15 protein-coding genes are annotated in these 14,895 nt (G+C 74.2%); 8 read left to right on the top strand and 7 right to left on the bottom strand.

Translation table 11 applies throughout. The annotated features are described in order from the left end of the window. Positions 1–119: 119 nt before the first annotated feature. From AB0N04_RS20685 to AB0N04_RS20675, 3 genes are all read right to left on the bottom strand, one after another. Positions 120–575: a MarR family transcriptional regulator gene (locus AB0N04_RS20685; RefSeq protein WP_360220994.1), complete on the bottom strand. Its 456-nt coding sequence runs from the start codon at positions 573–575 to the stop codon at positions 120–122. A gap of 141 nt (positions 576–716) precedes the next feature. After that, on the bottom strand, positions 717–1,133 hold the full coding sequence (locus AB0N04_RS20680; protein ID WP_360220991.1) for a DUF3037 domain-containing protein: 417 nt from the start codon (positions 1,131–1,133) through the stop codon (positions 717–719). Further along, complete coding sequence (locus tag AB0N04_RS20675) at positions 1,130–1,885, bottom strand: HipA family kinase (protein ID WP_360220988.1); 756 nt, start codon at positions 1,883–1,885, stop codon at positions 1,130–1,132. Before AB0N04_RS20675 ends, AB0N04_RS20680 begins: the two co-directional genes overlap by 4 nt. Before the next feature lie 207 nt (positions 1,886–2,092). Here AB0N04_RS20675 and AB0N04_RS20670 point away from each other — a divergent pair, with 207 nt between their 5' ends. Then, a complete protein-coding gene (locus tag AB0N04_RS20670; RefSeq protein ID WP_360220985.1) occupies positions 2,093–3,451 on the top strand; it encodes an NAD(P)/FAD-dependent oxidoreductase in 1,359 nt (452 codons plus the stop codon). Between the two features lie 50 nt (positions 3,452–3,501). Here AB0N04_RS20670 and AB0N04_RS20665 read toward each other — a convergent pair whose 3' ends face one another. Both AB0N04_RS20665 and AB0N04_RS20660 read right to left on the bottom strand, forming a co-directional pair. Beyond that, on the bottom strand, positions 3,502–4,710 hold the full coding sequence (locus AB0N04_RS20665; RefSeq protein WP_360220982.1) for a GDSL-type esterase/lipase family protein: 1,209 nt from the start codon (positions 4,708–4,710) through the stop codon (positions 3,502–3,504). Between the two features lie 296 nt (positions 4,711–5,006). Next, complete coding sequence (locus AB0N04_RS20660; RefSeq protein ID WP_360220979.1) at positions 5,007–6,344, bottom strand: aminotransferase class I/II-fold pyridoxal phosphate-dependent enzyme; 1,338 nt, start codon at positions 6,342–6,344, stop codon at positions 5,007–5,009. Between the two features lie 34 nt (positions 6,345–6,378). On the opposite strand from AB0N04_RS20660, the gene AB0N04_RS20655 reads away from it, so the two are divergent. From AB0N04_RS20655 to AB0N04_RS20635, 5 genes are all read left to right on the top strand, one after another. Continuing rightward, complete coding sequence (locus tag AB0N04_RS20655; RefSeq protein WP_360220976.1) at positions 6,379–7,056, top strand: pyridoxamine 5'-phosphate oxidase family protein; 678 nt, start codon at positions 6,379–6,381, stop codon at positions 7,054–7,056. A 14-nt stretch (positions 7,057–7,070) separates the two neighbouring features. Continuing rightward, positions 7,071–7,712 (top strand): FMN-binding negative transcriptional regulator, encoded by a 642-nt coding sequence (locus AB0N04_RS20650; protein ID WP_360220973.1) that lies wholly within the window; start codon positions 7,071–7,073, stop codon positions 7,710–7,712. A 298-nt stretch (positions 7,713–8,010) separates the two neighbouring features. Then, on the top strand, positions 8,011–9,420 hold the full coding sequence (locus tag AB0N04_RS20645; protein ID WP_360220970.1) for a sugar porter family MFS transporter: 1,410 nt from the start codon (positions 8,011–8,013) through the stop codon (positions 9,418–9,420). 101 nt (positions 9,421–9,521) lie between these two features. Beyond that, complete coding sequence (locus AB0N04_RS20640) at positions 9,522–10,223, top strand: alpha/beta fold hydrolase (protein ID WP_360220967.1); 702 nt, start codon at positions 9,522–9,524, stop codon at positions 10,221–10,223. A 210-nt stretch (positions 10,224–10,433) separates the two neighbouring features. Then, the gene (locus AB0N04_RS20635; protein WP_360220964.1) at positions 10,434–10,967 is read left to right on the top strand and encodes an HAD domain-containing protein; all 534 of its coding nucleotides are present in this window, start codon (positions 10,434–10,436) and stop codon (positions 10,965–10,967) included. Here the strand turns inward: AB0N04_RS20635 and AB0N04_RS20630 are convergent. Both AB0N04_RS20630 and AB0N04_RS20625 read right to left on the bottom strand, forming a co-directional pair. Further along, the gene (locus tag AB0N04_RS20630) at positions 10,945–11,733 is read right to left on the bottom strand and encodes a CPBP family intramembrane glutamic endopeptidase (RefSeq protein WP_360220961.1); all 789 of its coding nucleotides are present in this window, start codon (positions 11,731–11,733) and stop codon (positions 10,945–10,947) included. The genes AB0N04_RS20635 and AB0N04_RS20630 overlap by 23 nt on opposite strands. 76 nt (positions 11,734–11,809) lie before the next feature. Then, entirely contained in the window at positions 11,810–13,315 is a 1,506-nt protein-coding gene (locus tag AB0N04_RS20625) for a glutamate--cysteine ligase (RefSeq protein WP_360220959.1), read from the bottom strand. Positions 13,316–13,684: 369 nt separating this feature from the next. Here AB0N04_RS20625 and AB0N04_RS20620 point away from each other — a divergent pair, with 369 nt between their 5' ends. Beyond that, positions 13,685–14,254, top strand: coding sequence for a hypothetical protein (locus AB0N04_RS20620; protein ID WP_360220956.1), 570 nt, complete (start codon positions 13,685–13,687; stop codon positions 14,252–14,254). A 408-nt stretch (positions 14,255–14,662) separates the two neighbouring features. Beyond that, entirely contained in the window at positions 14,663–14,854 is a 192-nt protein-coding gene (locus AB0N04_RS20615) for a DUF5999 family protein (RefSeq protein WP_360220953.1), read from the top strand. Positions 14,855–14,895 lie beyond the last annotated feature (41 nt).

The following is a 14,895-nucleotide window of genomic DNA, read 5'->3' as shown; positions in this document are numbered from 1 at the left end:
AGCCGGAACGCCGCCGGATCCGCGGCCGCGCCCCACCCGCCCGCGGCGCCCGAGCCTCAGTGCCCGGGTCACGACGCCCGGGCCTCATGCCCGGGCCGCTACGCCCGGGCTGCGGCGTCCTAGGCCCCGGTGCCCGCCCGCCCGGCCAGCACCGGCAGGACCTGCCCGCAGATCGAGTGCAGCGCGATCCGCTGCTCGTCGGTCATCGCCTCGAAGGCCTGGTGGGTGCGGGCCATCTCGCCGCGGATCCGGGTGAGGATCTCCCGGCCCTCGTCCGTGATCACGACGATCTTCACCCGGCGGTCACCGGCCGCCGCCTCGCGGTGGGCGAGGCCCAGCGACTCCAGCCGGTCCACGATCCCGGTGACGTTCGACGCGTCGCAGCCCAGCCGACCGGCCAGCGCCCGCATCGGCACCGGCTCCTGCACCGAGCCCAGCGCCTTGGCCTGGGACGAGGAGAGCCCGTGCCGGGCGGCGGCGGCCGCGAAGTCCTGGAAGTACGCCGCGCCGACGGCGGCCAGCGCCTCCATCAACTCGGCGTTGGTCGGTACGGTCGTCGTCGCTGTCGAACCCATGGGACCAGCGTACGGCGGAGTGCTTCACCAACTCAAGCTTTGACCACGGCAACCGTCACCGGGGAGGCGGAACCGTCACCGCGGAGGACCGGGAGGACCGCGGAAGGCCGCGGACGACCGGGGAGGGCGGAGGACCGGACCTCAGAGGACCAGCTGGTCGAAGAGCCGCCGCAGCTCCGCCTCCGGGTCCGCGGTCAGCCCGGTGTGCACCGGCCCCGGCTGGACGACCGCGCTGCGCGGCGCGGTCAGCCAGCGGAACCGCTGCCCGGGGCTGTCCCCCTCCGCCGGACCGGCCTGCGGGCCGCCCGCACACACCGCCTCGATGCCGTGCAGCGCCCGCCGCACGCCCTGCACGTCCGCCACCGGGTCCAGCGCCAGCAGCCGGGCCTGGTCCAGGTGCGTGCGCGCGGCGAGGTGGGCGTTCTGCCGGCAGTACAGCAGCACCCCCACGTTGACGCACTCGCCGCGCTCGACCCGCGGCACCGCCCGGATCACGGCGTACTCGTAGTCGTGCAGCTCCACGGCCGCCGACGGCACGGACGTCCTCGGCTCGGTCATGCGGGCACCTCCGGCAGCCAGTCGCGCGGACCGGCCAGGCGCCCGGTCAGCTGGTCGCGGTACGCGGCGCGCACCGCCTCGGGTGAGTCGAAGCCCGGTTCGTCCAGCAGCCAGACGTCCGGGATCTGCGCCACCGCCCCCTCGACCGCCGCCTCGGCGAGCGGGGCGAGCACCTCGTCGGCGGCCGCCAGGTCCGGCCGGGCGCGCAGCAGCGCGTGGTCGGAGGCGTCGTACGGGCGGCGCACCCAGGCCGCCGCCCCGGACCACGCGTGGTGGAAGATCAGGCTCGCGCCGTGGTCGATCAGCCGCAGCCCGCCGGTCGCCACCAGCAGGTTCGGATTGCGCCAGGAGCGGTCGACGTTGCCGATCAGCGCGTCGAACCAGATCACCCGGCCGGCCAGCTCCGGGTCCACCTCGAAGCAGAGCGGGTCGAAGTTGAGCGCGCCGCTCACGAAGGCCATGCCGAGGTTGGTGCCGCCGCTGGCGCGCATCTGGTCCTGGACCTGCTGGTCGGGCTCGCTGCGGGCGAGCACCGGGTCCAGGTCGATCGTCACCAGCTCCGGCACCGGCAGCCCGAGCCGCCGGCCCAGCTCACCGGCCAGCACCTCCGCGACCAGGGCCTTGCGCCCCTGCGCGGCGCCGACCCATTTCAGCGCGTACAGCCGCCGGTCGTCGGCCTCGACCAGGCCCGGCATCGAGCCGCCTTCTCGCAGTGGCGTCACGTAGCGGATCGCCGTCACCTCGGGGAGCACGCCCGACAGCCTAGCGGTGCCTCCCGCCCCCGCCGCTCCGCGCCGTCGGCCCGCACCACCGGCCCGTCACCCTGCTCCCCGCACCCCCACCGGCCCCTCACCCCCCATCAGCCCCGCCCCGGTGGCAGGCCCTGCTGCGCCGTGCGAGTGTGGCGGACAGTAATGGGGACCTTCGCGGTCACGACCCGCACGGCAAAGGGATGAGCGATGGAACGACCTCGGATCCTGATCGTGGGCGGTGGCTTCGCCGGCCTGGAGTGCGCTCGCCGACTCGAACGCAAGCTCTCGCCGGCCGAGGCCGAGATCTCGCTGGTCACTCCGTTCAGCTACCAGCTCTACCTGCCCCTGCTGCCGCACGTCGCGGCGGGCGTGCTGACCCCCCAGTCCGTGGCGGTGTCGCTGCGCCGGTCGCTGCGCCGCACCCACATCGTCCCCGGCGGCGCCATCGGCGTGGACCCGGCCGCCAAGGTGTGCGTGGTCCGCAAGATCACCGACGAGGTGGTGGCGCAGAAGTACGACTACCTGGTGCTCGCCCCCGGCAGCGTCACCCGCACCTTCGACATCCCGGGCCTCACGGACTACGCCCGCGGCATGAAGACGCTCGCCGAGGCCGCCTACGTGCGCGACCACGTGATCGCCCAACTCGACCTCGCCTCGGCCACCCTGGACCAGCGGGAGCGCGAGTCCCGGCTGCAGTTCGTGGTCGTCGGCGGCGGCTACGCCGGCACCGAGACGGCGGCCTGCCTGCAGCGCCTGACCACGGCCGCCGCCCGCCGCTACCCCCGGCTGGACGCCCGGCAGATCAAGTGGCACCTGATCGACATCGCCCCGAAGCTGATGCCGGAGCTGGGCGACGCGCTGGGCACGGCCGCGCTGGAGGTGCTGCGCGAGCGCGGCATCGAGGTCTCGCTGGGCGTCTCGGTGGCCGAAGTGGGCGCCGAGTCGGTCAAGTTCACCGACGGCCGGGTGCTCCCCTGCCGCACGCTGATCTGGACGGCCGGGGTCGCCGCGAGCCCGCTGATCGGCACGCTGGACGCGGAGACGGTCCGCGGCCGACTGGCGGTGACGGCGGAGCTGCGGGTGCCGCAGTTCGAGGGCGTGTTCGCGCTGGGCGACGCGGCCGCGGTGCCTGACCTCGCCAAGGGTGACGGCGCGGTCTGCCCGCCGACCGCCCAGCACTCCGCCCGGCAGGGGCGCGCGGTGGCCGCCAACGTGATCGCCGCGCTCCGCAACCAGCCCCTGGAGCCTTACTACCACAAGGACTTGGGCCTGGTGGTCGACCTCGGCGGCAAGGACGCGGTGTCCAAGCCGGTCGGCGTGGAGCTGCGCGGGGTGCCGGCGCAGCTGGTGGCCCGCGGCTACCACCTGATGGCGATGCGCACCAACGTCGCCAAGTTCCGGGTCGGCGCGAACTGGCTGCTCAACGCGACCGCGGGGGACGACTTCGTCCGCACCGGCTTCCTCGCCCGGCAGCCGGCCCGGCTGCAGGACTTCGAGTACACCGACGCCTATCTGACGAAGGATCAGGTACGGGCGCACGCGCAGGCGTTGCTCGCCAAGGGCTGAGCCCGCACGCCCGGTGCCCCCCGCGCCTGCGAGGGGCACCGGGCGTGGTGTCAGCGCGCGGCCAGGTACATCCCGCTCGCGTCCTGCCCGGCGGTGTTGCGGCAGGAGTAGTCACCGCTGGTGCGGCCCCACAGCAGCGTCAGGCAGCGCCCGAGCGCCTGCTGCCCGTAGTAGTTGGGGTGCATCGACTCCTGCAGGGCGCCCTGGGTGCTGTTGAGGCCGCCGTCCAGGAAGCGGGCCCACTCGCTGGTGGTCGCGGACGGCCCGGAGGCGGAGGTGGGCTGCCGGGTGGCCGTGGAGCAGACCTCGCGGCCCTGCAGCATGTCGGAGAGGTCCAGGAACTGCGCCCCCTTGGCGGAGGCGACGCCGGCCAGCGCGGTGGAGATCTGCGGCACCATCGAGTCGCGCGCCCAGTCGGCGTCGCCGTCCCAGAACGGACAGCCGCCGGTGTTGGAGCGGGTCCACCCGCTCTCCGGGTAGCGCATCTCGGAGCTGCGCGGGATCGGCGACGGGTAGGACTGCAGCACCAGGCGGTAGTCGCCGGGGGCGTAGCCCGCGCCGGTCATCACCGCGCGGATCTCGTCGATGGCCTTGCCGACCCCGGCCATCGCGGTGGGCAGCTTGGAGTCGATCGAGGACTGCGCGGAGTCGTGGCAGTACGAGTACCAGATCAGGTAGTCCTGGACGCAGTTGGAGATGATGTCGGCGAAGCCGAGGTCGTTCCCGCCGATCGACAGGGTGATCAGCTTGACGTTGTTCTGCCGTGCCACGGTGGCGAGTTGGTCGGCCTGGGGGGCCTCGCCCTTGTAGGACTGGCCACCGTTGGCGGCCCGGTAGACGTTGGCGGCGACGGCGCCGGAGCAGGCCAGGTTGATCTCGTTCTGGGCCCCGGTCGAGGCGCTGAGGACCTCGGCGACGTCGGAGCGGTCGCAGCCACTGGAGGCCGTCGCGCCGTAGACCCGGGAGGCGTCGGCGGAGCTGCCGTTCCAGGCGCGGTCGGTGCCGTTGCGGCTGCCGCTGGTGCCGGCGGCGTTGCCCTTCCAGCGGCCGGCCTCGCCGGAGATGTAACTGTCGCCGAGGGTGACGCTGGCGGTGGGGCCGCTCGGGACGGCCGAGGTGGCGGCCCGGGCCGGCGCGGCCGCGGCGAGGCCCCCGGCCATCAGGCCGCCGGCGGCGAGCGGGAGGGCGAGGGCTGCGGTGAGCAGCCGTCGGGTGAGTCGAGGGGTGCTGCGGGTGATGCTCGAACCGTTTTCGGGCACGGCGGAACTCCTGCGGCTCGGTCCTCCCGCGTGGTGGGGACGGGAGGACGCCTAGGTGAGGGTGGGCCGCCGGCCGGTGGCGCGATGAAGATGACATGCCCGCGTTAGTTACCGCTAGGTATCTGCAGCAGGTTTCCCGCTTTGTTACCGCCGGGTTCAGACCAGTGGGGCCGGGGGTTGGACGCCGCGCAACCTCACCGGACGACGCGCGGGCGCCCTGCGGGCCGCTGACCTGCACGGCACCCGAACACCACCCGCCCCACGGGTGACCCGCCCGTGACCGGCCGCCGCCCGGGTCACACCAGGCGCGAGCCGACCCCGCCCGTGCCCAGCACGCCGGCGAGGTCCTCGGCCAGCCGCCGGGCGTCCGCCGGGTCCAGCCGGGACGTGGTGATCCGCAGCCCGGGCGGCGACTGGAGCCGGTACCGGGCGCCCGGCGCGGCGACCCAGCCGCGCTGCACCAGCGCGGCGAGCGCCGAGGTCTCGTCCGGCACGGGCAGCCAGACGTTGAGCCCGCTCCGGCCGTGCGCGGCGATGCCGCGGGCGGCGAGGTCGTCGAGCAGCGCGTCCCGGCGGGTCCGGTAGACGCCGGCCACCCGGGCGACCGGTGCCGCGTCGGTGCGCCACAGCTCGGCGACGGTGCGCTGCAGCAGCAGGCTGACCCAGCCGGCGCCGAGCCGCAGCCTCCCGGTCAGCCGTCCGACGGTGTCCTCGTCGCCGACGGCCACCGAGAGCCGCAGGTCCGGTCCGTAGGCCTTGGCCGCCGAGCGCACCACCGCCCACTGCCGGGTGCCGGCGCCCACCAGCGGGTGGTAGGGCTGGTCGACCATGCCGTGCCCGTGGTCGTCCTCGATCAGCAGCACGTCGGGGTGGCCGGCCAGGACGTCGCGCAGCTCGTCGGCCCGGCGGGCGGTGAGCGCGGCGCCGGTGGGGTTCTGCGCCCGGCTGGTGACCACCACGGCACGGGCGCCCTCGGCCAGTGCGGCGGCGAGCGGGCCGGGCAGCGGGCCCTCGTCGTCCAGGCGGACGGGCACCGGCCGCAGGCCGATCGCGGGCAGCAGGTCGAGCAGGCTGCCCCAGCCCGGGTCCTCGACGGCGACGGCGTCGCCGGGGCGCAGCCGGGTGACGAGGATGCGTTCCAGGGTGTCGAGCGAGCCGGAGGCGAGGGCGATCGGGCCGCCGGGCAGGCCGTCGGCCTCGAAGGAGGCGCGGGCGAGCGCCAGCAGTCCGGGGTCCACGGCGGGGTGCCCGTAGAGGACGGGCTCGGCCCGGGCGGCCTCGGCGGCGGCGGCGAGCGCGGGGCCGAGGTCGGGGAGCAGCGCCGGGTCGGGGTTGCCGTGGGAGAGGTCGCGGGCGTGCGGCGGGACGGGGATCCGGATCTGGTCGCGCGGAGTGAGGGCGGGCCTGGGCAGGATGCGGCTGCCCTTGCGGCCGGCCGTCTCGATCACTCCGCGGTCGCGGAGCAGCCGGTAGGCGGCGGCGACGGTGTTGGGGTTGACGCCGAGTTCGGCGGCGAGGTCGCGCAGCGGGGGCAGCGCGGTTCCGGGGGCGAGGCGTCCACTGCTGACGCCCTGCTCGATGTGGGTGGCGATCTCGCTGGCGCGTCGCCCTTTCAGCGGATAGTCTCCTAGCACAAAGCAAATTATGCACTAGTACAACGAGGTTGTCATGTCGCTCCCCGCAGACGGCTCCGCCCCCTTCAGCTACTCCCGCACGCCCCGCACCACCCCCACCCGGTACAAGGACCGCGCCACCTGGGAGCAGGACGCGATCCACGCCGTCCTCGACAGCGCGTACATCTGCCACCTCGGCTTCGTCGCCGACGGCGCCCCGGTCGTGCTGCCGACCATCTACGCCCGGGTCGGCAGCCGGCTCTACGTGCACGGCTCCACCGGCAGCCGTCCGCTGCGCGGCGCCTCCGGCGACCGGGGCCTGCCGGTCTGCGTCACCGTGACGGTGGTCGACGCGCTGGTGCTGACCAAGTCCGCGTTCAACCACTCGGTCAACTTCCGCTCGGTGGTCGCCCACGGCACCGCCCACCAGGTCACCGACCCCGAGGAGCTGGACGTCGCCCTCGCCGCCCTGGTCGACCACGCCGTCCCGGGCCGCTCCGCCGAGGTCCGCCCGGCCAACGCCAAGGAGCTCGCCGCCACCGCCGTGATCCGGCTGGAGCTCGACGAGGTATCGGCCAAGACCCGCGCCGACGGCGCCGACGACGACCCGGAGGACCTGGACCTGCCCTACTGGGCCGGCCTGATACCGGTCTCCACCGTGCACGGGACGCCCGAGCCGGACGCCTCCACCACCGTCCCGCTCCCGGCGCACCTGCGCTCCTACCCGCGCTGACCGGAGGTCCGCCCATGCTGATCCGCTCCTGGGACCGCGGCGACGAGGCGGAGTGGCGCGCCTGGCTGGCCGAGGGCCGCGACTTCGGCCTGCTCGCCGCCAACGGCGCCCCCGGCGCCGGCCCGGTGCTCGTCCCGACGCACTTCCTGCTGGACGCCGACCGCGGCGAGATCCTGCTCCACCTCGCCGCGCCCAACCCGCTGCTGGCCGCCGTCCGGGCCGACCCGAAGGTGACCCTCGCCGTCACCGACGACTACGCCTTCGCACCGGGCCACTGGCGCGGCGAGCCGGGCACGCCCACCAGCTACTACGCCTCCGTCCACTTCCACTGCACCGCCGAAGTGGTCGAGTCCGCGGCGGGCAAGGCCGAGATCCTCAACCGCCAGCTGGCGCACTTCCAGCCGGAGACCCCGGACACCCGGGTGGTGCCCGGCGAGGGCGAGTTCTCCCGACTGCTGCCCGGCCTGCGCGGCCTCCGCCTGACGGTGGACGAGGTCCGCGCCAAGTTCAAGTACGACGACAAGAAGCCGCCCGTCGCGCAGGAGGAGATCGCCGACCGGCTCGCCGAACGCGGGGGTTCAGGCGGCCCGCGGCGCGACCACGACGCCGGCGCCCGCACCCAGCTGCTCCGCCGCCACCGGCGGCGCACCCGCTGACGGCACGGCGCACCGTCAGGGCCGTACACCCGCACCGGCCGGACCGCACGGCACGCCCACCGCACCGCACCACACCGCGAACCGCGAACCGCGAACCGGCCGACCGGCCGACGGGCCGACGGGCCGACGGGCCGACGGGCCGACGGGCCGACATGCCGACGTCCTGACACCCGTTCAGGCGACACGCCGTCACCCGTTCGGCCCCCAATCCGCGCACCGCGGCGCCGCCGCTGCTCGAATGTGAGACGAGTCCTGCCCACCCGGCCCTCGGAGCGGGCCGTCCACCCGGGGAGCGCACTTGTCCACAGTCAACACCCATCGGTCCGGCGAGGCGCACCTCGGCCACGTGGTCTTCATCTCGGCGGCCGCGGCGATGGGCGGCTTCCTGTTCGGCTACGACAGCGCGGTGATCAACGGCGCGGTGACGGGCATCCAGAAGCACTTCGGGGTGGGCAACGGCGAGACGGCCTTCGTGGTCGCCATCGCGCTGCTCGGGTCGGCGGCCGGCGCGGTGGCCGCCGGCCGCCTCGCCGACCACCTCGGCCGGGTCCGCACCATGCTGCTGGCCGCCACCCTCTTCGCGATCAGCGGGATCGGCTCGATGTTCCCGCCGAGCATCCAGGTGCTGGCCACCTGGCGCGTGGTCGGCGGCGTCGCGATCGGCATCGCCTCGGTGATCGCGCCGACGTACATCGCCGAGGTCGCGCCGACCGCCTACCGCGGCCGGCTCGCCTCCTTCCAGCAGATGGCGATCGTGCTCGGGATCACCGTCTCCCAGCTCGCCAACTGGGCGCTCAACCAGGCGGCCGGCGGCGAGTCCACCGGCCACCTGGGCGGCATCCAGGCCTGGCAGTGGATGCTCGGCGTGGAGACCATCCCCGCCCTGGTGTACGGCCTGATGGCGCTCGCCATCCCGGAGTCCCCGCGCTACCTGATCGCCGACCACCGCGAGGAGCAGGCCCGCAAGGTCCTGCTCGAGGTGGAGGGCGAGGGCGTGGACCTGGACGCCAGGGTCGCGGAGATCCGCGCGGTGCTGGAGTCCGCGCACAAGCCCCGGGTCAAGGACCTGCTGGGCGGCCGGTTCGGCCTGCTGCCGATCGTCTGGGTGGGCATCGGCGCCTCGGTGTTCCAGCAGTTCGTCGGCATCAACGTGATCTTCTACTACTCGTCCTTCCTGTGGCAGTCGGTCGGCATCAACGAGTCCAACTCCCTGCTGATCAGCCTCTCCACCTCGATCGTCAACGTGATCGGCACGGTCGTCGCGATGGTGCTGGTCGACCGGATCGGCCGCAAGCCGCTCGCCCTGGCCGGCTCGGTCGGCATGGCGCTGTCGCTGGCCACCGCCGCCTGGGCGTTCTCCTACCGGCACGGCACCGGCGACACCGCCACCCTCGACGACACCCACGCCACCGTCGCCCTGGTCGCGGCGCACGTCTTCGTGTTCTGCTTCGCCTTCTCCTGGGGCGTGGTGGTCTGGGTGCTGCTCGGCGAGATGTTCCCCAACCGGATTCGCGCGCTCGCGCTGTCCGTCGCCGCCTCGGCCCAGTGGATCGCCAACTGGGCGATCACCGTCAGCTTCCCGGACCTCGCCGACTGGAACCTGTCCGCCACGTACGTCATCTACGCGGTCTTCGCGCTGCTCTCCATCCCGTTCGTGGCCTACTGCATCAAGGAGACCAAGGGCCGCGCCCTGGAGGAGATGGGCTGAGCCCGCCCCGCCGCCACCCCGGGCGCGCACCCCGAGGCGCACCCGGGCCGCTCCCCCGTCGAGTCCCCGCCGCACCCGGCCCGACCCACCGAGAGGACGCCATGCCCGACCAGCGCGGCTCCCGGCAGAACACCACCTTCCCGAGCGCCGGCCGCACCGCGCACGGGTACCTGGCCCGCCCGCCGCAGGGCGTGGGGCCGGGTCTGGTGGTGGTGCAGGAGTGGTGGGGGCTCACCTCGCACATCGCGACGATGGCCGACCGCTTCGCCGCCGAGGGCTTCACCGTCCTCGCGCCCGACCTGTTCGGCGGCGAGACCACCCACGACCGCGCCGAGGCGGCCCGGCTCAAGCGCGACCTCCCGGTCGAACGGGCCGTCGAGGACCTCGCCGGGGCGGTCGACCACCTGCTCTCCCTGGACGGCGTGGTCGGCGACGCGGTCGGCGTGGTCGGCTTCTGCATGGGCGGCGGCCTCGCCCTGCTGCTGGCCGCCCGGGCCGGCGACCGGGTCGCCGCCGTGGTGCCCTTCTACGGCCTGCCGCCCGATCCGGACTTCGACTACCGCGGCCTGACCGCGCACGTCCTCGGGCACTTCGGCGAACTCGACGGCTCGATCCCGGAGACCGCCGTCGACGAGGCCGCGATCCGGATCGGCGAGGCCACCGACGTCCGCCCCGAGTTCCACTTCTACCCGGCCGGGCACGCCTTCATGAACGACGAGGACCTGCTCGGCACCCACGACCCCCTGCAGGCCCGGACGGCCTGGCGCCGCACCCTCAGCTTCCTCTGGGGCCACCTGGGTTAGGGCGCGTCCTGTGGATCCCGTCGGGCGCACGACGCCGGATCGTCCGGCCGGCCCGCAGGGGCACCGCCGACGCACCGGAGCCCGCGGGCGAGCCCGCCTTCGCGCCGTGAGCGCCCCGTGCGCCCCGCGTGCGCCCGCCCGTACGCAACCAGCGGTGCCCCCGGCTCGTCCGACCGGTCAAGCAACGCCATCGCCTTTGGGGGGCCACCGGTGCCGAAGCCACTGCTGTTCCTGGACGTCGACGGGGTGCTGAACCCGGTCTGCCCGCACCCGGACGCCGAATTCGACACCCACACCCTGCTCGGATACTCGGTGCTCCTCTCGGAGCGGCACGGCGCCTGGCTGCGCGAGCTGGCCGGCAGCTACGAGCTCGTCTGGGCGACGACCTGGGAGGAGCACGCCAACACCCACGTCGCCCCGGCCATCGGCCTGCCCGAGCTCCCGCTGGTCCGCTTCACCGGCGACGTCCCGCAACCGGGTGCCCCGCGCGTCCCGCTGATGGAGCTGCTCTCGGCCCGCAAGTGGGCCCCGCTGCTGCGCTACGCGGCGGGCCGCCCGTTCGCCTGGGTGGACGACGTCATCCCGCCGCGGCTGGTCCGCCGCGCGCTCTGGCGCCGGGACCGCCTGCTGCTGCCGATCGACCCGGGCCAGGGGCTGGAGCGCCGGCACGTCGACCGGCTGCTCGCCCGCCCGCCGCGCCCGCTGACGGCCCGCCGCCCGCTCAGGGGGTCGGCAGCCAGCTGACGTGCCCGGCCAGCAGCGCGTAGCCGACGAAGGCCACCGTGTCGATCAGCGCGTGCGCCGCCACCAGCGGCATCACCCGCCCCCACCGCCGGTACAGCAGGCAGAACACCGCCCCCATCACCATGTTGCCGACCAGCCCGCCGACCCCCTGGTACAGGTGGTACGACCCGCGCAGCACCGAGCTGGCCGCCACCGCCGCCGGCCAGGACCATCCCCGCTGACCCAGCCGGCGCAGCAGGTAGCCGAGGACGACGACCTCCTCGAGGACGGCGTTCTGCCAGGCGGAGAGCAGCAGCACCGGCACCCGCCACCACACGTCCGGCAGCCCGGAGGGCGCCACCGTCAGGTTGTACCCGGCCGCCTGCGCGCCCAGGTACAGCGCCAGTCCGGAGCCGCCGATCACCGCCGCCACGGCGGCGCCCCGGCCGAGGTCGCGCAGCTTCTGCCCGAGGTCGAAGCCCAGGATCCGCAGCGAGACGCCCTCGCGCACCAGCAGGTAGCCGACCAGCACCACCGGCATCAGGCCGCGCCCGATGTAGTACAGCTGCCACACCAGGTCCAGCCAGGGCCGCCCGGGCGCGCGCGAGCCGTTGAGCGTGGCGACCTGCTGGCCGAGCGTGAGGGGTTCGGTGAGCGAGCCGGCGAAGCTGATCAGCGCACTGACGCCGCTGGCCCCGAGCGAGAGGCCGAGGACGATCAGCAGTTCCGCACCGAGCAGCCGGCGCGTGGGCCGATCGGTCTCCGGCGCGGTCGGGACGGTGGTCACGGGGGCTCCAGCGGGGCGGGCGGCGCTCCGGCCGTCGGCCGACCGCCGGAGCGATCATCCTGACACAGCCGGACGGTCAGCCGACCGGCCAGGTGTGCACCGGCTCGCCGCCCCGCATGTGCTCGACGTAGCGCCTGGTCATCGCGGCCAGCGCGGCCGACCGGTCCATCCCGTACTGCTCGCGCAGCCGGTGGAAGGTGGCGCTCTGCCAGGAGGCGCCGTTGGTGCGGCGCAGGCAGCGCTGCTCGATGATCCCCAGGTAGCGGTCCCGGTCGGCGGGTTCCACGCCCCACTCGTCCAGCCCCTGGTGAGCCATCGGGAGCAGCTCGTTGAGCACCAGGTCGACGGCGGACACCGTGGTCAGCCCGCCGCTGCGGCCTGCCCGGCCCGGGCGCGGCCAGTGGAACACCGCGTCGATGCCGTACCGGGCGCCCTGCCGGAAGTTCTCCTCCGCCCGTTCGAACGGCAGCCGGGTCCAGACCGGCCGGGACTGCTCGGCGAGCACCCGCACCAGCCCGTAGTAGAAGGCGGCGTTGGCGAGGGTGTCGGCCACCGTCGGGCCGGCGGGCAGCGCCCGGTTCTCCACCCGCAGGTGCGCCACCCCGCCGGCGACGTCGTACACCGGCCGGTTCCAGCGGTAGATCGTGCCGTTGTGCAGCCGCATCTCGGCGAGCCGGGGCGCGCCGCCGGAGGCGAGCACCTTCAGCGGGTCCTCGTCGTCGCAGATCGGCAGCAGCGCCGGGAAGTACCGCAGGTTCTCCTCGAACAGGTCGTACGCGGAGTCCACCCAGCGCTCGCCGAACCAGGTGATCGGGCGCACGCCCTGGGCCTTGAGCTCCGCCGTACGGGTGTCACAGGCCTGCTGGAAGAGCACCGGACGGGTCTCCCGCCACAGCTCCCGCCCGAACAGGAACGGCGAGTTGGCGCCGAGCGCGAGCTGCGGCCCGCAGATCGCCTGGGCCGCGTTCCACACCGAGGAGAAGCGCTCCGGGGTCACCTGCAGGTGCAGTTGCAGCGAGGTCGCCGCCGCCTCGGCCACCATGGTGATGGTCTCCAGCTGGAGGTGCTCGACCCCCTCGATGTCCAGGGCGATGTCCTCGCCGCGGGCGGCCAGGATCTGGTCGCTGAGCAGGCTGTAGCGCGGGTTGTGGGAGATCGCGTCCAGCCCGGTGTGGCCGTGTTCCAGCGTCGGCAGGATGCCCACCATGACGATCCGGGCGCCGGCCTCCGCGGCCCGCCGGTCGGCGTAGCGCAGCCCGGTGTCGATCTCCTCGCGCAGCTCCTCGAAGACGTGCCCGCAGAGCCGGTGCGGGACGATGTTGACCTCGACGTTGAACTGCCCGAGCTCGGTCTGGAAGTCGCTGGAGCCGATCGCGCTCAGCACCTCGGCGTTGCGCAGGGCCGGCAGGCCCTCCTCGTCGGCCAGGTTGAGCTCGATCTCCAGGCCCATCACGGCCCGCGGCCGGTCGAAGCGGTCCTCCCGCAGCATCCGCCCCAGCGCGTCAAGACAGGCCTGGAGCTTGCGTCGGTACAGCTGCCGGTCCGCCAGATCGGCCCGAGTCGCCACGACCTTCTCGCCCACGGTCCCCTCCTCCTGAGCCACCGGCCGACCCGACCGTGCAAGCATCATGCCCACCTCGAAGATCGATACCCGAATGCTTGTACTGGCTTGCAATGCAAGGAAACTGACGCGTATTCAGCGAATCTGCCGACTTGCCCGGCGCCACCGCCTGTGATAAACAGGTCACCCTGCGCACCTGTTCGATAGAATTCGCACTGCGCTGCGGCCGGTCCGCTCCCCGCCCCGAGGCCCTCGTCGACGGCGGCGACCGTGCCGGCACCGCGATCATGCACAACCGGACACGGCCGGGTCCCGTCACCGATGACACGCCGCGCCACGCCGGTATGCCGCACTCGCACGCCGATCTCGCACGGAGAGGCGGACCCCGCCATGACTCTGCAGACCCCACAACCCCCGCCGAGCGCGCTGCGCGCCGTCCTGGCCGCGCTCGACTCGGACACGGCGCTGCACCAACCGGCCGCCGCGGCGCTGCGCCGTCCGATCGGCCCGCTGCTGCCCGCGCACGCACTCGCCGTCCACGTCCTGGACGGGCCGCGCCCCGAGCTCCCCGCCGCCCGCCGCACGGGCTGGCGCTTCCTGATCAAGGACGGCGCCGAGGTGGCCGCCGCCGCGGAGGTGGTCCAGAGCGCCGAGGGCCACACCTTCTCCCACTTCACCGCCGGCCCCTACCTCGACTCGACGGTCCGGGCGCTGCGCCAGGCCTGGCAGATCGCGCAGGGCTCCCGGGCCCGGCAGCAGCCGCGCCTGCTGACCTTCCCCGGCCAGTACGCGACGGCGCTGTGGCTGCACTGCCCGGACGCCGGCCCGGACGCCGACCAGCTGATCCCGCTGGCCCCGGCCCCGCTCGGCGTCACCGCGCACCGCGCCTACCCGGCGGCCGAGCTGCTGCCACTGCTCGCCCGGGCGCCGCTCGCCAAGCCGCTGCTGCTCTCCTCCTGAAGGACCGCCGCCACCGCCACCGACGGGCCACCGGGTCAGCGCATCCGGCGGCCCGTCGGCGCGCGCGCCGCCCACACCCTCCCGGACCACCCGGACGAGTCATCCGGCATGGTCGCCTCGGGCCATGCCCGGACTGACCCGTCGGTGCGCGGATTCCCGCCGGACCCACCTGAACGGGTGATCTATGCCGGGGAGTTGTGGCGCATGTCACGAAATCGCTGCGCGCGCGTCCGCAGATGCCGACACTGGGAACCAGCGTGGAAGGACCACCTGTCCTACCCACTTGAGCGCCGGTCCACACCTGGTCGGTGCGCGGACAGGATCCGGCTACCGCGGCGGCTCCCGACGGCTCCACCGCCGGCGACCGCATCACGGGGGAGGATCGCAGAGCGAAGCGAGGGTACGCGTATGTGCCAGCACCGTCCTGAGTGCCCGTCGGCGGAGTCCGAGGACCGCGAGGCCGCCGTCACGGTGGCCTGCCACCCGGAGCAGGGCTGGAGCCTGCTCTGCAACGGCGTCCTGATGTTCGAGGACACCGGAGAGCTGCTGCCCGACGGCCGGGTGATCGCCCCGCGCCGCGCCGTCGCCCACGCGGCCTGACCGCGCCGGCGGGGGCAGCCGCCGCGGACGACGACGGGCAG

The organism is Kitasatospora sp. NPDC051702, from assembly GCF_040681575.1.
Taxonomy (GTDB): Bacteria; Actinomycetota; Actinomycetes; order Streptomycetales; family Streptomycetaceae; genus Kitasatospora.
The sequence above is the reverse complement of the archived record's forward strand: the minus strand, read 5'-3'. Positions and strand labels throughout refer to the sequence as shown.